Here is a 19,951-nt window from a genome sequence, read left to right as displayed (position 1 = left end):
AACCCAACCCTTCCAACACGACTATCTTGACTATAGTACAGAGGCGGAGCTTCTTAATAAGGCATTCCCATGCAGAGCATGGGAAGGAGAAGAACGAGTCACTGTTACCGATACAACCATACGCGCAGGAGTGAGAGCAATTGCTCGGTATCGACTGGTTTGGTGATGTAATCTGATGCGCCAGCTTCAATGCATTTTTCTCTGTCACCCTGCATTGCTTTAGCAGTGAGTGCCACAATGGGTAAAGATTTAAATTTACTGTCTTGGCGAATCAAGCGAGTTGTTTCGTAACCATCCATTCCAGGCATCATGACATCCATTAACACGACATCAATATCTGGTGTCCTCTGTAAAAGATCGATGCCATCTTTACCATTTTCAGCATAAAGAACCTGCATTTGATAGCGTTCTAACATACTGGTAAGAGCAAAAATGTTGCGTACATCGTCATCTATAATCAGAACTTTTTTAGTAACAAGTACGGGATCGGAACTTTGCAATTTTTCCAGTATTTGTTGCGTTGGTGCTGGCAATTCAGCTTGAACTCTATGCAAGAACAAAGCAGTTTCATCCAAAAGACGTTCTGGAGAACGTACATCTTTGACAATAATTGTCTCTGCCAAACGCCGAAGCTGAGTTTCCTCCGCCCGAGTTAATTCTCTTGCTGTATAAACAATAATTGGGAGCGCTTCTCCATTGGGGTGTTGCTTGATTTTTTCGATGAGTTCAAACCCAGTCATATCGGGTAAGCCCAAATCGAGAACAAGGCAATCAAAATTTTTGTTGCGTACAGCCTCTAAGGCTTGAGTGCCTGTTTTAACAGCAGTTGTAGCAACATCACTGTTACCAATCAATTCTACAATACTATGGCGTTGAGTATCATCATCTTCTACTACCAACAAACTCTTAACTCGACGTTCGACGAAACCTTTTATCTTGTTTAATGCACGATGCAACGCTTCGCTGCTGACGGGCTTTTGTAAGTAAGCAATTGCACCTAATTGCAAACCGCGTTGCCGTCCTTCCTCGACCGTCATTATATGTACGGGAATATGACGGGTTTTGAGGTCATGCTTTAAGCGATCGAGTACCGTCCAACCATCCATTCCCGGTAAGCGGATATCCAAAATGATAGCAGCAGGCTGAAATTGCTGTGCTAAAGACAATCCCGTACTACCGTTGGAAGCCACGATACACTTAAATCCTTGTTGCCGTGCCAAGTCTAACAGAATCCGCCCAAAATTCAAGTCATCTTCAATAATCAGCAGTAAGCGATCGCCCTCTTCAATATTGCCCCGGTCGTCAATTAGGGCATTGGCAATTGGAGAATTGGCGGGTGGAAATGAATGAGAGTTGAGACTGGAGGACAAAGTAGACGTAGGAGTGGGGATGTGTGGAAGTTCCCAAGGGGCAGAAGAATTGGCAGATAGTGGCTGTGCGGTTGTAGGAGATGAGGGTTGGACTGTCGGAGATGGGGTTGGGGAATTTTGGGATGAATCGCTCTGGGCTGAGGAATGAGAGCGACCGCTCGTTCCAGGGAGAGACGGTAAAGAAATCGTTTCTCCATGTCGCCGTATTAACGTATCCTCGTATCCTCTCGCTTGGGGTAAGTACAGGGTAAAGGTACTTCCCTCACCCAAGCGGCTCACCAGTTTAATTTCCCCACCCAACAAACGGGTAATTTCTCGGCTAATTGACAAGCCCAATCCCGTACCACCGTATTTACGGCTGGTAGTTCCATCAGCTTGTTGAAATGCCTCAAAAATAATCTTTTGCTTCTCATTAGCAATGCCAATACCCGTATCGCTAACAGCAAAGCCTATAACAGTCTGGGCGCGATTTAAAGTTTCGTGATCGTGAGTCCATCCTTGAGTTGCGACAAACATCCGCAAGCGTATTTCTCCACGTTCGGTAAACTTGAACGCATTGGCTAGTAGGTTTTTTAACACTTGCTGCAAGCGCTTGGCGTCTGTATGAATGCTTCTGGGAAGGTCAGCAGCCAGTTCGATGTAAAAACTGAGATTTTTATCAGCAGCAATTTGTCTGAAGGTACGCTCAATATGTTGGTGCAATTCTGTAAACAACATTTGGTCTATATCAATTGACATAGTCCCGGATTCAATTTTTGCCAAATCGAGAATGTCATTGATTAACGCTAACAAGTCATTTCCAGAGGAGAAAATTGTCCGGCTGTATTCGACTTGTTTATCAGTTAAATTGCCCCCAACATTATCTGATAAAAGCTTCGCCAAAATTAACAAGCTATTGAGTGGCGTCCGCAATTCATGGGACATATTTGCCAAAAACTCGGACTTATATTTTGAGGAAAGGGCGAGTTGTTCTGCTTTTTCTTCCAAAGAACGCCGTGCGTATTCAATTTCTTGATTTTTCCGTTCAACTTCTTTGTTCTGCAACGCTAGCAGCTCTGCTTTTTCTTCGAGTTCGGCATTGGTTTGTTGTAACTCTTCTTGCTGTTTCTTCAGCAATTCTTCGGAAGCTTTTAGAGTGAGGGCTTGTTGTTCCAATCGCTTGTTTGTTTCCCTGAGTTCGTTTTGCTGTGCTTGTAGCTCCTGTGCTAGGGACTGCGATTGCTTGAGTAATTCTTCTGTCCGCATACTAGCTGCAATGGTATTTAATACAATTGCAATACTTTCGGTCAGTTGGTCAAAGAAAGTCAGGTGAATTTCACTAAAGCGTCGGAATGATGCGAGTTCGATCACGGCTGTGACTTGTCCTTCAAAGAGAACCGGTAAAACCACAACATTGAGCGGCGCTGCTTCTCCCAACCCGGAACCAATCTTAATATAGTCGAAGGGTATTTCTGTCAGCAGAATGCGTTCTTTTTCCAAAGCGCACTGTCCTACCAAGCCTTCACCCAGGAGGAAGCGGTTGGCAAGGTGCTTGCGTTCTCTGTAAGCATAACTGCTTAATAGCTTTAAGAATGGATTGTCTTCCAAACTTTCCATAATATAGAAGACGCCGTGAGATGCTCCCACCAGTGGTGCCAGCTCTGAGAGAATTAACTTGGAAACCGTCTCTAAGTCGCGCTGACCCTGTAGCATGCGGGTGAACTTGGCAAGGTTTGTCTTCAACCAGTCTTGTTCGGTGTTCTTCTGGGTTGTTTCTCGCAGGTTAGCAATCATCTGGTTGATGTTGTCCTTCAAGATGGCGACTTCACCCAATGCTTCTACAGAAATCGAACGTGTTAAGTCACCTTTTGTAACTGCGGTTGCGACTTCTGCGATCGCTCTTAACTGAGTTGTTAGAGTTGCAGCCAGTTCATTGACGTTATCTGTCAAATCTTTCCACGTACCAGCCGCACCGGGGACTTTCGCTTGACCTCCCAATTTTCCTTCAATCCCCACCTCACGGGCTACGGTCGTCACCTGATTGGCAAAGGTGGCTAGGGTGTCAATCATCTCGTTGATGGTTTCTGCTAGGGTTTCAATTTCCCCCTTAGCATCTAACATCAGTTTGCGCTTCAAGTCACCGTTCGCAACGGCTGTCACAACTCGAGCAATCCCTCGCACTTGTGCTGTTAAGTTCCCCGCCATTGAGTTCACATTATCGGTCAAGTCTTTCCAAGTTCCCGCAACACCCGTGACTTGTGCTTGACCTCCGAGTTTCCCTTCCGTACCCACTTCACGAGCTACCCTAGTGACCTCAGACGCAAAGGAACTCAACTGGTCAACCATTGTGTTGATGGTGTTCTTCAAATCGAGAATTTCACCTCTCACATCAACGGTAATTTTCTTCGATAAGTCCCCATTTGCCACTGCTTTGGTGACTTCCGCAATGTTTCTTACCTGGGCTGTCAGGTTACCCGCCATCAAGTTCACATTGTCGGTTAAGTCTTTCCACGTTCCCGCAACGCCTTTCACGTAAGCTTGCACGCCGAGTTTCCCTTCCGTACCGACCTCTCGCGCCACCCTGGTGACCTCAGATGCAAAGGAGTTTAACTGATCCACCATTGTGTTGATGGTGTTCTTGAGTTCTAAAATTTCACCTTTGACATCAACGGTAATTTTCTTAGATAAGTCCCCGTTTGCCACTGCTGTTGTGACTTCCGCAATGTTTCTCACTTGGGAAGTTAAACTTCCAGCCATTGAGTTTACTGAATCGGTCAAATCCTTCCAGGTTCCTGCAACTCCCGGTACTTGGGCTTGCACGCCGAGTTTCCCTTCCGTACCGACCTCTCGCGCCACCCTGGTGACCTCAGATGCAAAGGAGTTTAACTGATCCACCATTGTGTTGATGGTGTTCTTGAGTTCTAATATCTCACCTTTGACATCAACGGTAATTTTCTTAGATAAGTCCCCGTTTGCTACGGCTGTCGTCACGGCGGCGATGTTCCGGACTTGGGCTGTTAAGCTTCCTGCCATAAAGTTGACGCTGTCGGTCAAGTCCTTCCAGGTTCCGGCGACTCCCCTCACATCTGCTTGTACGCCCAACTTCCCTTCAGAACCGACTTCTCGCGCCACCCTGGTGACCTCAGATGCAAAGGAATTTAACTGATCCACCATGATGTTCATGGTGTTCTTGAGTTCCAATATCTCGCCTTTGACCTGTACTGTAATTTTCTTAGAAAGGTCGCCGTTTGCGATCGCGGTTGCCACTTCTGCAATATTTCGCACTTGGTCGGTGAGGTTTCCTGCCATCATGTTCACCGCACCCGTGAGGTCTTTCCAAGTGCCTGCAACTCCTTTTACTTCCGCTTGTACGCCGAGTTTACCTTCGGTACCCACCTCTCGTGCAACCCTTGTTACCTCCGATGCAAAGGAACTGAGTTGATCCACCATGATGTTAATGGTGTTCTTCAACTCCAAAATTTCCCCTTTTACATCCACAGTGATTTTCTTCGACAGGTCGCCGTTTGCCACTGCCGTTGTCACTTCCGCAATGTTACGGACTTGGGCTGTCAAATTACCTGCCATAAAGTTGACGCTGTCGGTCAAATCTTTCCAAGTTCCCGCAACGCCCTTTACCTCAGCTTGTACGCCCAATTTTCCTTCAGCACCCACCTCACGGGCGACCCTCGTGACTTCACCTGCAAAGGAGTTGAGTTGATCCACCATTGTGTTGATGGTATTCTTCAACTCTAGAATTTCCCCTCTGACATCCACAGTGATTTTCTTAGAAAGGTCGCCGTTTGCCACTGCTGTTGTCACTTCTGCAATGTTCCGCACTTGGGCTGTTAAGCTTCCCGCCATGAAGTTGACGCTGTCGGTCAAGTCCTTCCAGGTTCCCGCAACACCCCTCACATCTGCTTGTACGCCGAGTTTGCCTTCCGAACCCACTTCACGAGCCACCCTGGTGACCTCCGATGCAAAGGAACTTAACTGATCCACCATAATGTTGATGGTGTTTTTCAGTTCAAAAATCTCCCCTTTAACATCTACAGTAATTTTCTTCGACAAGTCCCCGTTTGCGATCGCAGTTGCCACCTCCGCGATATTACGGACTTGCCCCGTTAAATTTCCAGCCATCATGTTGACGCTATCCGTCAAATCCTTCCAAGTTCCCGCAACCCCTTGGACTTCTGCTTGTACCCCCAGTTTCCCTTCCGTACCAACTTCTCGCGCAACCCTGGTGACCTCCGATGCAAAGGAATTTAACTGATCCACCATCGTGTTGATGGTGTTCTTCAGTTCTAAAATTTCGCCTTTCACATCCACAGTAATTTTCTTCGACAAGTCACCATTTGCCACCGCCGTTGTCACTTCCGCAATATTACGTACCTGGGCGGTTAAACTTCCTGCCATGAAATTCACGCTGTCGGTCAAGTCCTTCCATGTCCCTGCAACCCCAGGGACTTGAGCTTGCCCTCCTAATTTTCCTTCAGCACCGACTTCCCTTGCAACCCTGGTTACCTCCGACGCAAAAGAGTTGAGTTGGTCCACCATGATGTTGACCGTGTTCTTCAACTCTAAAATTTCCCCTTTCACGTTAACAGTGATTTTCTTAGACAGGTCACCGTTTGCTACCGCCGTTGTCACTTCCGCAATATTACGTACTTGGGCGGTTAAGTTCCCCGCCATCATATTGACCGACTCTGTTAAATCTTTCCAAGTCCCCGCAACACCTTTGACTTCTGCAAGAACACCGAGTTTTCCTTCAATACCCACCTCTCGTGCGACTCGCGTCACCTCAGAAGCAAAGGAATTAAGTTGGTCTACCATCGTATTGATGGTGTTCTTGAGTTCTAAAATTTCTCCTTTGACATCAACAGTAATTTTCTTAGACAGGTCACCATTTGCCACTGCTGTCGTCACTTCAGCAATATTACGGACTTGGGCAGTCAAATTACCTGCCATTAAATTCACACTATCGGTTAAGTCCTTCCAAGTTCCAGCCACCCCCGGAACTTCTGCTTGTACCCCCAATTTCCCTTCAGTACCGACCTCACGGGCTACCCGCGTTACCTCAGAAGCAAAAGAGTTTAACTGCCCCACCATGGTATTAACCATTTGAGCGGTTTGTAAAAACTCTCCTTTGAGGGGTCTACCTTCAATTTCTGGTGCAATCGTTTGGGATAAGTCACCATTCGCTACAGCCCGGATCACGCGTGCTGTTTCTGCCGTTGGCTGAACTAAATCCGTGATGAGAGTGTTGACAGAATCAACACAAGCTGACCAGGAACCCCGTACATTCCCAAGAGTCGCTCGCTCGGTAATTTTACCTTCTTTACCAACAATATTACTAATGCGTTGTAGTTCTTCTGTTAACCGCTCGTTTTGTTCGATCACCTCATTGAGAGCGTCAGCTATTTTCCCTGCTATACCCGTCCGATCTATGGGCATACGAGCAGAAAAGTCCCCTTTTTTCACAGCTGAGAGTATTTTCAATAGCTGTCTTAAATCTAAATTATCGTTTTCTTTAGTTGTTAACTGTTCCGCAACCATATGACTGAGCTATTTATTAACCTTACAGTGACCAGCGATCCGTGAATCCTCGTACTTGAGAGTAGGGATTTAAGTTAGGACTTACCCAATAGCCTGCTTGTTTAAGGGGGGTTGGAGAAAGCTGCAACACGTAAAATCCCCAAAATCCAGATGAGGTTTTGTAAGCCCTGTAAGTAATGAGGTAATTTCTCGTTGTTTCCTTATATGGTTTTTAAGGCTTGTACCACCTTACCTTTGGTCAACGAGAGGTTCGTTTAGACTATAACTAATTTAAAACACCCCGATTTAGATATATTATCTAAATCTATCTAAGGTATGAAAACTTTCAGTACGCTTGCACTGAAATAATAAAGTATTAATTTTTTCCTCTTGGGTAGTCACGTTAATTTTGGGATTACCAAGGAAAAACATTTCTGGACGTAGAGAACGCAGAGGCGGGGAGGGAGATAAGACACGTAACAATTGATTGACTACCTGCCGGTGCGCTGACACTGAACTATTATATGCGATCGCTGACTTTTAGCTTAAACTCCCATTATGACAAACCCTATTTTTCATCAAGGCAACCGAGTCGCATGTGTTGCTTTTTCACTGAGTACTATATTTTACGCTCAAACAGGACTTGCTACAGTTATTCCACCGCTACGAACAAAAAAGGCAATGGTCGTTTCTGCTCATCCTTTGGCGAGTGAAGCGGGAGTGAATATGTTACGTAAGGGTGGAAATGCAGTTGATGCAGCAGTTGCTACTACTTTTGTGATTTCTGTCGTAGAACCTTTCTCTGCTGGAATTGGGGGTGGCGGTTTTTTACTATTACGCGAGTCAAAGACTGGTGAAATTAAAGCTTTAGATTTTCGGGAACGTGCGCCTATCAAAGCCACTAAAACTATGTACTTGGATGCAGAAGGCAAAGTACGTCCCAATGTCAGTATTGACGGGTACCTGGCTGTTGCAACACCGGGAACTGTGGCAGGAATGTATGAAGTTCATCGCCGCTATGGTAAACTCCCTTGGCAAGAGGTGTTAAAACCCGCGATCGCTCTTGCAAAAGATGGATTTGTTCTCAGCGATCGGGTGACTTGGCGTTCTTTGAAAGTGTATGAAGACCGCAAACAAATTATTCTCAACAATCGGGCAGCACGAGCTATTTTCACTCGCAATGGAGAATTTTATCAACCAGGTGAAAAGCTAGTACAGCAAGATTTAAGCAAAACTTTAGAAGAAATTGCGAAAAATCCCCAAAGCTTTTACACCGGGAATATTGCCCGCACCATTGCTGCTGACATGGCAAAAAACGGGGGTCTTATAACTTTAGAAGACTTGAAATCTTATAGAACAACTTGGCGTACTCCTATCTGTGGTAATTTCCGCAACGCTAGAGTGTGTTCAATGCCACCACCTTCTTCAGGAGGCGTTCATTTATTAGAGATTTTAAATATTCTTAGTGATACGGATTTGAAATCCTTAGGATGGCATCACCCAAATGCATTACATTTAATGGTAGAGGCGATGAAAATAGCTTATGCAGATCGTTCTTTACATTTAGGCGATCCAGATTTTGTAAAAGTTCCTGTAGCAGAACTAATTGGCAATGCTTATGCTAGAAAACGCCGCCAAGAAATAGATATGCAACGAGCTAAACCGTCTACGGAAGTAAAACCTGCAGACTTTCAAACGTTACAACAAGTCAATCAATCTTCAAGACCTACAATTGTCAACACAAAGCCACAATCTAAAATCCTAAATCCAAAATTCTACGAGTCCCCGGAAACAACTCATTTGACGGTTGTAGATGAACAACGCAATACAGTTAGCCTAACCTTCACGGTTAACTATGGTTTTGGTTCTGGAGTTGTAGTGCCTAAAACGGGTATTTTGCTAAATGATGAAATGGATGATTTCGCTGCTGCACCTGGAGTTCCCAATGCTTTTGGACTTGTTGGTAATGAAGCCAACGCGATCGCACCGAGAAAAATTCCTTTATCCAGTATGACCCCCACTATCGTTACCGAAAACGGTCGCCTTCGGATGGCAGTCGGTGCGCCTGGTGGTAGCACCATTATTACTCAAGTATTGCAAGTTATTCTTAATGTACTGGAATACAACATGGATGCAGGTTCTGCTGTAGCTGCACCACGCATACATCATCAGTGGTTGCCAGATCGATTGAGAGTAGAACCTTTGGGTTTAGATGCTCTTACCATCACAGAATTGCAAAGACGGGGACATAAGATTCAGCAGACTGCGCCTTGGGGAAATATCAACACAATTTTAGTTGCACCTGATGGAACTTTAGAAGGCGCAGCCGATCCGCGCGGAGAAGGTTCCGCAAAAGGCTATTAAATAAAGTAAAAAATTCTAACTTTTAACTTCAATAGATTTGGAGCTAAATTCATTAGCGCGTGCGCTAGGTACTAATGTCCAACCTGCTTTTAACAATTTTTGATAAGTTGCCCAACCTTTAGAACCTCCTGGTATTTGATAATCGGGGACAGAAAATTGTGGAAATGCGGTGTAAGGACGCCAAGGCTGATTGGGTGCAGTCTGCAAATGCAGAACCTTTTCCCCGCTTTCGCCAGACTGTGATAACCAGCACATTTGTTTGTACATAGCAAACTCCTTAGTTTCTTTAGCTATTGAATGCATAATCGCAGAAATATGTCAAGTATAACCTCACCCGATGGGGATAATTTTTTCTAAAAACTTTGTTGCCAAAGATACAAAAAAAATTACAGATAAGGAAATTTCTCAACTAATCTACAAATGCATACATCTGTTAATGAAAGGCAAACTCTTAAGTAGCGGTCATGAACGTACAACAGGACGGATGAAAATGGGCATGAGACTTTGCGTCTATCTACTTGTATACCCAATGTTATTTGCAGTTCCGGAGAATTTATGTATGTTTAAGTACTTTTTCAATGGTTTTAGTTAAAAAAATTCAAACTAAAACTTGTTTATAGCCGTCCTAAATCATTCGTGAAAAACTTTAAGCCCTGTCGGTGCGGCATGGCTAACTAAAAGCCTTAATTGGCGAGTATTAACCACCATATATGTATTTCATCAATTCAATAGGATTGCTATATGAGTACTTTCAATAGTCTTGGGTTAGAAGATAGGGAAGAAAGCCTTTCTTGGTTGGCGGTGAGATGTTTTCATTATACCTGCCTAAAAGTGACAAATCAGAAAGCAATGACTGCTTCTTACTTATATATAATTCTTAAATAAGAAGTTTGCAATGAACAATTTGTTGATAACCAACCATTTTTTTGATTTTGAATTTTTAATACTTTACATAAGTAAAGTCAGTACAATGAAAGTTAATTTGACAAATAACCCATTATGATAAAAATTCTTCATCTCTCCGATATCCATATGGGAAGTGGCTTTTCCCACGGAAAAATTAATCCCGAAACCGGATTGAACACGCGATTGGAGGATTTTGTCAACTCTCTGTCCCAATGCATTAACAGAGCATTGTCAGAACCCGTTGATTTAGTCATTTTTGGAGGTGATGCTTTTCCTGACGCAACTCCCGCTCCATACGTACAAGAAGCATTTGCTTCTCAGTTTCGTCGCCTTGCGGATGCGAAGATCCCTACAGTTTTACTTGTAGGAAATCACGACCAACATTCTCAAGGACTCGGGGGCGCTAGTCTTTGTATCTATCGTACTTTAGGTGTACCGGGAGTTGTTGTAGGCGATCGCTTAACAACCCATCGCATCACAACTCGTAATGGATTAATACAAATTCTGACCCTTCCTTGGCTGACTCGCTCAACTTTAATGACTCGTCAAGAGACTGAAGGTTTATCTTTAGTAGAAATTAACCACCTGCTGATCGAACGTCTTGAGGTCGTACTAGAAGCAGAAATTCGCCGCCTCGACCCCAATGTACCAAGTATTCTGTTGGGTCATTTAATGGCGGATAATGCATCTTTGGGAGCAGAACGCTATTTAGCAGTAGGAAAAGGCTTTACACTTCCTGTCTCTTTACTAGCACGACCTTGCTTTGATTATGTCGCCTTGGGTCACGTACACCGCCATCAAAATCTTAATAAATCTAACGATCCCCCTGTTGTTTATCCAGGAAGCATCGAAAGAGTAGATTTTAGTGAAGAAAAGGAAGAAAAAGGTTATGTGATGTTGGAGATCGAGCGAGGTGATACTGAGTGGGAATTTTGCCCTCTAAGCGCACGAACTTTTCAGACTATTGAAATTGATGTCTCCAAGATAGAAGATCCGCAAGCAGCCATTGTGAAAGCGATCGCAAAACATAACATCCAGGATGCTGTTGTACGACTGATTTACAAACTGCGTTCCGAACAACTAGATTTAATTGATACTTCTGAACTGCACCGCGCTCTCAGTGCATCTCATACCTACAGCATCCAGCCAGAGTTGATCAGTCAATTGGCTCGTCCCCGTATTCCAGAGTTAAGTGCAAGTAACAGTATTGACCCAATAGATGCGTTAAAAACGTACCTGGACAACCGTAACGATCTCAAAGATATAGCAGAACTTATGTTAGATGCAGCACACAATTTGTTAGCAAATGATGTAGAAGTGACACCCGAATCACTGACTCAAGAGCAAGACTTTGCCTTAAGCAACAATAAAGATACTCAGTTGAAATTGTTGTAATCGTCAAGCAGAAGAGCCTGACAACTTCCCCAGTGTTGTTGGTGAAGGATAGACCAGACAACCTCTGAGTGACCTCGTTCCCAGCTAGAGGTTGGGAACGAGAGAATGGGTAACGCTCCCTCCACCATAATCTCCGAGAGGCGTGGCTAGCAATTGGTGAGCCAGCTGCGTGCGGAGAGCAGTGCGGTCTTGGGGAGACAGTGCGTTGCCGGGGTTCCCCCGGTTGTTCGCGCAGCGTCCGTGCAGGAGATAGCACCTGTGGTCTTTACCCAAGAGGAGCAACTGCTCTGGGTTCCCCCCGTTGAGCGGAAGCCGCGTAGTGGGTTGAAGCCGCTACCATATTGCATCCCTTCTGCCATCTGCCATCTGCCATCTGCCTTCTTCACGACTTTGAGCCTCGATAAATTCGCTCTAGCTGTTCTTGAGAAAGAGAAGTCATTGGGAACCGATGATGGTGACCTATCTCAATTTCCTGGATTGATGGAACCTCTTTTGCCACTGTTTCAAAGGAAGGCTCGCACACCTCACAAGCTGGAAGGGGAAGAAGTATGGACTCATCTACCTCTGTTGGAGGAAGTTGAGCTTGAGGGAGGACATAAGCGTGATTTTCCGCATCGTATGCCAAAACTTCACCTGTCTCTATCTGATAAATCCAAGCATAAATACTTAATTGTCCTTGATAGAGCTTGGAACGAATAACTGGGTATGTCCGTAAATTCTCAATTTGAGTCAGTACATTTTCGGCGATGATAATTTCTAGTAATTCTTCCCCTTCGTAATGATTGTAATGGTCTTTTACCAAGCGTCGGGTTGCTTCTGCATACTTCAACCAATCATGCACGAGAGGCATTTCCTCACGCAACTTGTCTAACTTCATTAGCCCTTTCATTGCACCGCAATGGGAATGACCGCAGACAATAATCTGTTTAATATCTAGTGCTTGAACAGCGTATTCAATGGTCGCACCTTCTCCACCATTGGTTGCACCATATGGGGGAATAATATTACCAGCATTGCGAATGACAAACAATTCACCTAACCCTGCTTGGGTAATCAGGTTTGGATCGACACGCGAATCAGAACAGGTAATAAATAATACCCTGGGCTTTTGACCGTGACTGAGTTGCTTGAACAGCTCTTGGTATCTGCAATAGTAGCTGGCTTTAAATTCGCGCAGACCTCTAATTAATTTCTTCATAGGGCTAACCGGAGGGGAAATACTTTAAATTCTCCCTCAGGGACAATAATTGTATCAATTATTGTATTAAACTGTAAAGTTTCTGAAATTTTATAAAAATCCCCGGTATTTTACCGGGGTACGATGTCTTTCGACACTCTTGCACTTGATCTATACAATACTAATTCTAGAATTTTCAATGATGCCAAAGTGCCAATATGAAATGAGTCTTGAAAATTGAGTATTGCCCATGTTGCTATTCTCAATAGCTTAGAATTGTAAGGCAAAAGATAGAGTTCCCTTTAACAGGAAAGTTATGAAAACAAAAAATCAAAATAACCAGAAGCAAACCGCACTCATTACTGGAGCTTCTAGTGGAATAGGTTATGAATTTGCGAAGTTATTTGCTCAAGAAGGTTACAATCTCGTGCTAATAGCACGCAGTGACGAAAAGCTGTCTCAAATTGCACAAGACTTACAGCAAAAACACAGCATTGCAGTAAAAGTCATTACTAAAGATTTGTCGGAACCCACTTCTCCAGACCAAATTTTTCAAGAATTACAACAAGAAAATATTACTGTAGATATTTTAGTCAATAACGCTGGATTTGCTACCTACGGTTTGTTTAATGAAACTGACCTCGATAGCGAACTGCAAATGATGCAAGTGAATGTGGTATCTCTCACCCATTTAACAAAGCTCTTTCTTAAAGATATGGTTAAGCAAGGTTATGGCAAAGTCCTAAATGTTGCTTCAACAGCAGCATTTCAGCCAGGTCCTTTAATGGCGGTGTATTTTGCAACAAAAGCTTATGTTTTATCTTTTTCTGAAGCGATCGCTAACGAATTAGAGGGAACTGGTGTTACAGTCACAGCACTTTGTCCCGGTCCAACCGCATCTGGTTTTCAGAAAAGAGCGGTCATGGAAGATTCAAAGATAGTGAACGGTCAGAAAATTATGGATTCAGAAACTGTAGCCAAAATTGGCTATGCTGCTTTAATGGAAGGGAAAACTGTTGTTGTGACGGGAATAAAAAATAAGATATTAGCTGCAAGTGTAAGATTTAGCACAAGAAAAATGGTGACCAAAATTGTTAGAAGTATGCAGGAAAGAAAGTAATTATTGACCGGGGATGAGGGGGATGAGGGGAATGAGGGAGAATAACAGATGACCCATAGCAATTTGTATAAAATATCTATAAAGTGTTGTCGTTTTATCAAAAAAAAGGAAAATTTTTATTTATCAATAGTTAGCACGATCTCACAAAAAAATCATGCTTAGAAAACATTGGTCTTACGTTTTTGTACTAGCAACTTGCGGATTAATTCCCTGGAGCATCACTTCTTTTACAGTTAGCGATCTAGTACACTCGCAGACAGCAAATGTTAAATCTATTACTGTCAATAAAGCTGAATTTGGAGTTTTAAGAGATGTCAGCAGTCATAAAGCAACTTTTATACCTACAAATAAAGTGATACTAAAAGAAGGTAACAAATACGGGTGGCGAATTCATCTGAAAAACTATCAAGGCGTTGTTACATGGCGTGAAGTTATCAAATTACCTAAAGCACCAGAAACCTGGAGTACAAATAGCGGAGAAGACTTTTCACTATCAACAAACGGTACAGAAGCAGTTACAAAACGCATACAGGAAGCAAAAAAAGGAGTGATTGAAAACTTTTGGACTGTAACTCCCGGCGATCCGACTGGTAAACATACTATAGAAATTTACGTAAACGAGCGTTGTATTGCTTCTTTCAATTTTGAGGTCGTTTTAAAGAAAAAATAGCCGCTCGGCTGTTCCATTCCTATATCATCCTTTTCGTACAATCGTGTTAGAGGCGCTTTTGTAGGAGAATGACAGATATAAAGGTCAGCGATCGCACAGGAGGTTGTCTGTGGGTTTTAAAAAAATTTTGGTGGCTCTTGATGCAGCACCGGAAACACAGGTGGTATTTGAGGAAGCTTTAGAATTAGCTAAAAAAGAGTCAGCTAGCTTGATGATCTTCAACTGTGTGGATTTTGGCTCAAAACTCACTTTTCCTAGTGAGATTAAAGAGAAAACTCAAGAAGGTGAAGAACTGCTTCTAGCATACAAGGAAAAGGCACAGGAGCAAGGAGTTACTGTAGAATCCGTATGCCGAGTGGGAGATCCGGGAAAATCAATTTGTAATTTAGCGCAAAGCTGGAAGGCAGATCTGATTGTACTCGGTCGGAGAGGTTTCAGGGGTATTACCGAGGTTTTATTTGGGAGTGTCAGCAGTCATGTCTTACACAACGCCCCTTGTTCCGTTTTAGTTTTACAAGGCGGGGCGTTCAACAGTTAAATACTATTTTCAATTTATGGAAGATTGGGGCAAATTTTTTGATAAGGTTCATTCCCCAAATACAAGTCCCACTCTTCTAAAGCTAAATTGCAAGTCAAGCGACTGCAAACCTCTTCAATCAAAACTTCTGGTTGTAAATTCCAGACCTGAACTTTGTTCAAACAGTTAACAGTCACTAAGTGTTCGCTATCCCAGCTAAAAATAATATGATTTATACCGCCGTAAACTTCAATACGTGACACTTCGTGTTTGCTTATCAAATCCCAGATTCTGACAGTATCACCACCAACAGCTGCTGCTAAAAAGCGGCTCCCTGGGCTGAAAACTACTTTTGTCACGGAGCGACCCAGTTTTATAATAGGTAAAACTTCTTCACCAGATAAGTCCCACACTTGTATAAACCCATCACTGTCTACGGATGTGTCAGAGCCATAAAATCCACCAAAACCAGCTAAATATTTTCCATCTGTACTTAGGATAAATTCGCTTAAGCCATCATTATCGAGTTTTATACGTGTCACTTCTTCTCTTTCTAAAACTTTTACTATCGACAAAGTTTTATCGGGAAATTTTGAATTTTTAGGAAGAATGACTAAATATTTTCCATCCGGGCTTATGCTGATAACTTTACTATTTTCCAATTTATAAACTTGTTGATAAGTTGTGATATCCCAAACAATAACGTCACAAATGAAAACTTCAATATTGTCTCTGTATATAGTTGTTAAGTGAACTAATGTCGTTAATAACTTTGCGTCTTGACTAAAGGCGATCGCAATAATATGTGCGTTGTGTTCCATTGCTAGCAATTCTTCACCACTTGCTAGTTCCCAAAGTCTTACTGTTTTATCCTCACCAACAGTAGCTACCAATTTTTCATCTGTACTGAAGGTAGCATAATGCGCTCCTTCATGACTGATAAAGCTTACCTTTTGATAGCGAGCCATATCATAAACTTGTAAACCTTGAACCTGACTGCAAGTCATTCCCAAATATTTACCGCGAGAACTTATGGTGATGCTATTTATAAAGTTCTCCATATCAATCTCAATCGCAATTATGCCATCAAAATCATCAACAATTTTCCACAGACGTACAGTATCGCTATGCCCTTTTTCTGGATTGCTATCTTCCTGAGTCGCGATATATTTACCATCTGGACTAAAGCCGATATTGACAACATAGTTCTCGTGGAGCAGGCGTGCTACTTCTTGACCGCAAAAAACGTGATACACTCTAGCAATTTTGTTAAATCCCTGACCCATAGTGGCCAAATAATTTCCATCGGGACTAAAAACAACACGACCCAACCAAGTTGTCGGGTTGTCTTTTATATGTGTGACTTGATAACCGTAAGGTACTGCCCAAACAATTGCTTCTCCTTTTCTGTCTCCAACCGCTATATACTGACCGTTGAAGTTCACTGCAATAGTATTAATCCATGTATTGTGCTCCACGGTCATCTCTTCTCTACCACTAGGTATTCTCCACACTTTAACTACAGTTAGAGTCACCGTTGCAGCAAAAAAATGACTGTCCAAACTAAATGCCATATCATCAATATTTTCGCGAACAGCCAAATTAACTTCAGAGCTAGATGGTGAAGATAAATTCACCGTTTCGTTGATAATTCGCCGCCTGCTAGAAAGTTTCCAAACCTGTCTTCTGCCTTCTTCAGAACCCGGACTCTCTTCAACAAATTCAGCTAAATAATTACCATCTGGACTGAAACAGATCGGAGCTTGACCGCTACAAAAAGCTGGTAATTTTACCAATGGTAATCCCACAGGTATGACTTCTAATGAATCGGTCAATTGCCATACACCTCTAAAACCACCGCTCACAATAATTATATATTGGCTCTTGGGGCTAAAAATAATATGTTGTACGGGTTCAGCACGAACTATTTGTGCAATTAATTGTCGATCTTTTAACTTCCAAATCTTGACAACTCCATCTTGACAACAAGTAGCAGCATAGTTGCCGTCCGGGCTTAAGGTAGCAACTGTTAAATCTTTTTCATACTCCAAACTGGTGACTTGTTGACCGCTCTTGATTTCTAAGAGTCTTATGGCATCATTAGCGATCGCCAGATGTTTGCCGTCAGAACAAAAGGCTAATGAATTTGAACAAGTATAGTTCTGCTGGCTGTGATTATTAATACGAGCAATAGAACGTGGGAGTAAAGTCAATCCCTGGCGTAGAGTTTGATCTGCTAAAAGATACCTCATTTCCAACTTGTTGAAGCGTTTCATAGACTCAACAGCCAGTAAAATACTTAAATGCAGTAAACTAATATCCTCTTTTTGTATTAATTGTGCTTGAGTTGCTAATAGGCGAGCCTGAGCAATTTGCTGTCGTTCTTGTGAGATTCGCAAATTCTCCTTAGTTTCCTTAAGTTCATCTTGTCTTTTTTGAAGGCTCTTTTTCACAAATTCTGTTTCTAGCTGATTCAGCCAGTTTTTCTGAGGAGGGTATTCCAGAACTTTTTCTAACACAGCAATACGGGGGTCATCGTTCCACAGATAATTGGATTTAAGGTCACTGCGATCGCTGTTGTACCAATCATTTGCAGCAAGTGTCAGACGCTGGCGCAGCACGACACTCTCATTTTGTTGCTTGTCGTCTTTCCACTTTTGTAATAAATTCCACCCCAATACCAAAGCATCGTGAGCTGGTTCTATGTAGGGCTCCCCATTGATTTCTTTTCCACTGACAATCAATCGAGCATCGGTAAAACGTTGAATAATTTGCTCAACTCGCTTGTTATCTTCAGCATTGGGATACTCAAATTCGCGCAAAGGTACCCGTCTGCGAGCCAAAGCACCGCCATCGACAGTCACCATTCGCAACATGACCTTACGAATGGTGTAGTCGTAATTTAAGTCCATTTTTACTAAACTTTCATACTCTTGGGTAGCTCTACGGGTCAGGGAGCCTGCAACTCCTCCCAAATCCTGATAATCTTCTTCTGTCAAAGCTCGATTGTCGCCCCGACGGTTCAAATATTTTAAATAAAGTTCGCTCAGAGTAAAAGAAAGGAGCGGAAGTGCTCCTGGCATTTGTACAACTTCATTAATAAATTGCTCTACTAATTGTGGGGGTTCAAAATAAAGCACTTTTTCTGCTGCTGGTTTTTCGATCGTTTCTCGAAGCTCGTTTTGAGTCATGAGTGGGATCGTGAACCGAGCATCCATCCAACGTCCGGGAAAAGCAGAGGTTAAAAATTGTGGTTCAAAGTCCAAACGCAGCGTTATAACAATGTGAAACTGCGGTTGGGTCAGTGCTTGTTCGAGTTCTCTCAAAAAATGCGATCGCTCCTTATCGTTCTGACACATAGTGACCAATTCTTCCAATTGGTCGAGCACAAGCAGTAGTTTCTTTTGAGGATTGGTATTGCACCACGTATTTACAGCAGCAAGCAGTGACAATTGCCGATCTTTGGTGGTTGAAATCTGTTTTTGTACTTGAGAAAGTGCAGTTATTGGGCGACTACCGGGGCGAATTGGGTCGAGAATATGCCACGAATGAGTCGTAGATTGACGCAAACGAGGAAATAATCCGGCTTTCACAAGGCTGGATTTACCAGATCCTGAGGCTCCCAATACTACCGTTAATTGACGAGCGCCAACAACCTGGCTCAATTGTTGAGTCAATTGCTTTCTGCCAAAAAACAACTCACTGTGAGCTTCATCAAAAGATTCTAGCCCTCGGTAAGGATTATTTTTGAAATCTAATTTAGGAGCAGATGGTAAGTTCAATTTCTGACCGGGAACTAGAAAAATGTATTCCCCTTTGTCATGTTTTGCTAAGTGATATAAACCAGGAGTTTGGCGGCTGTGGAGTTTTTGAGTTGTTGTCTCCAATTTCTCCCGCAGATAAAAGTAGAGTTCTGTTGCTGTAATGACCCCATCGCCTGTGGGTCTACCATCCTGAACTGGTAAAGAAAGATCGGCATCACCTCGTAACGCTTGAAACAGTGCTGCTGCAAAAGGAGAGTGATGTTCTATCGTTCCACGAGAGGTAACAAAATCTAAAGCTTTCTGATCTTGAGCCGCAGATGCTAAGACTTGCCAAGCTCGGTCTTGAATGAAGCGATCGTAACGTTCTTGGTAGACAACTGGCAAACGCATGGCATTTCTGTGACTTGACCAACGAAACGCTCCCGCAAAGCAGCAATCGAGAATAACTAACAAATGTCTGCAAGGGAGAGCAAGCAGAGCATCGTGTAACTTCTGCATTTCCAGGTAGGTATTGATATTACCGGATCGAGCTCGAGCTGGTATAAGATAGCCAGCTGGACCTTCTTTATTTTCCAATGCATCCAAAGCAAGACCGTGTCCGGCAAAGTAAAATACAATTCTGTCATTCTCATTGAGAGCGATCGTTTCTTCAGGAAACACTATCTCCCGTGCGTGAAAAGCAGCAAGTAGTTTGTCGAGTCCTTCTAAAGAAGCATCTTGGTTTAAAAGCAACCGCACCCTATATTTGTAATCTTCTAGAATCCTAGCAAGTTCGCGAGCATCAGGGACAGCCGTTTCTAAAGGCGGTATACCATTTGAATAATCGTTAATCCCGATAATAACGGCAAAATTACGCTGAAACTCGTGCTTGGACATAATTAGAAGTTATGAAGAACTGCTTAAACTATTTATTTACCTGTATATTTAGATAGTGTTAGGTAAAGGTAACTTATGCATAAATATCACTCTGTTATATAAAAATTATGCAAAATTGTGTCTTTACACGAGTTTGATAATTAGGAGTTACGAACGTACAAATTAACCATCATAAAAATAAAAAAGATGCAACATTCTCTGGTGGTAAAGAGTCAAAATGTAGCGATCGCGTGCGTTGTTCGAGTTGCGCTATAACTTTCTTTGAACCACAAGTGTAAAGA

Annotated in this window: 9 protein-coding genes; 5 read left to right on the top strand and 4 right to left on the bottom strand. The window is 42.9% G+C overall.

Going from position 1 to position 19,951, the window contains the following annotated elements; all coding sequences use genetic code 11:
* Positions 1 to 104 precede the first annotated feature (104 nt).
* Entirely contained in the window at positions 105 to 6,902 is a 6,798-nt protein-coding gene (locus AB0756_RS33360) for a HAMP domain-containing protein (protein ID WP_038078135.1), read from the bottom strand.
* 537 nt (positions 6,903 to 7,439) lie between these two features.
* Here AB0756_RS33360 and ggt point away from each other — a divergent pair.
* The gene (ggt, locus tag AB0756_RS33355; protein WP_038078136.1) at positions 7,440 to 9,245 is read left to right on the top strand and encodes a gamma-glutamyltransferase; all 1,806 of its coding nucleotides are present in this window, start codon (positions 7,440 to 7,442) and stop codon (positions 9,243 to 9,245) included.
* A gap of 15 nt (positions 9,246 to 9,260) precedes the next feature.
* On the opposite strand, the gene AB0756_RS33350 is transcribed toward ggt, so the two are convergent.
* Positions 9,261 to 9,512, bottom strand: coding sequence for a hypothetical protein (locus AB0756_RS33350; protein WP_038078144.1), 252 nt, complete (start codon positions 9,510 to 9,512; stop codon positions 9,261 to 9,263).
* Positions 9,513 to 10,244: 732 nt separating this feature from the next.
* Here AB0756_RS33350 and sbcD point away from each other — a divergent pair.
* Positions 10,245 to 11,546, top strand: coding sequence for an exonuclease subunit SbcD (gene sbcD, locus AB0756_RS33345; RefSeq protein ID WP_050045334.1), 1,302 nt, complete (start codon positions 10,245 to 10,247; stop codon positions 11,544 to 11,546).
* 382 nt (positions 11,547 to 11,928) lie between these two features.
* Here sbcD and AB0756_RS33340 read toward each other — a convergent pair whose 3' ends face one another.
* A complete protein-coding gene (locus AB0756_RS33340) occupies positions 11,929 to 12,744 on the bottom strand; it encodes a carbonic anhydrase (RefSeq protein WP_038078151.1) in 816 nt (271 codons plus the stop codon).
* Between the two features lie 295 nt (positions 12,745 to 13,039).
* Between AB0756_RS33340 and AB0756_RS33335 the strand changes: the two genes are divergently transcribed.
* From AB0756_RS33335 to AB0756_RS33325, 3 genes are all read left to right on the top strand, one after another.
* Positions 13,040 to 13,843 (top strand): SDR family NAD(P)-dependent oxidoreductase, encoded by an 804-nt coding sequence (locus AB0756_RS33335; RefSeq protein WP_038078153.1) that lies wholly within the window; start codon positions 13,040 to 13,042, stop codon positions 13,841 to 13,843.
* A gap of 154 nt (positions 13,844 to 13,997) precedes the next feature.
* Complete coding sequence (locus tag AB0756_RS33330; RefSeq protein ID WP_038078155.1) at positions 13,998 to 14,513, top strand: hypothetical protein; 516 nt, start codon at positions 13,998 to 14,000, stop codon at positions 14,511 to 14,513.
* 109 nt (positions 14,514 to 14,622) lie between these two features.
* Positions 14,623 to 15,051, top strand: a complete 429-nt coding sequence (locus AB0756_RS33325) for a universal stress protein (RefSeq protein WP_050045335.1) — start codon at positions 14,623 to 14,625, stop codon at positions 15,049 to 15,051.
* Positions 15,052 to 15,065: 14 nt separating this feature from the next.
* Here AB0756_RS33325 and AB0756_RS33320 read toward each other — a convergent pair whose 3' ends face one another.
* Complete coding sequence (locus AB0756_RS33320; RefSeq protein ID WP_050045336.1) at positions 15,066 to 19,670, bottom strand: nSTAND1 domain-containing NTPase; 4,605 nt, start codon at positions 19,668 to 19,670, stop codon at positions 15,066 to 15,068.
* Between the last annotated feature and the right edge of the window lie 281 nt (positions 19,671 to 19,951).

Source organism: Tolypothrix campylonemoides VB511288_2, from assembly GCF_045999855.1.
In the GTDB taxonomy this organism is placed as follows: Bacteria; Cyanobacteriota; Cyanobacteriia; order Cyanobacteriales; family Nostocaceae; genus Scytonema; species Scytonema bouteillei_A.
The sequence above is the reverse complement of the archived record's forward strand: the minus strand, read 5'-3'. Positions and strand labels throughout refer to the sequence as shown.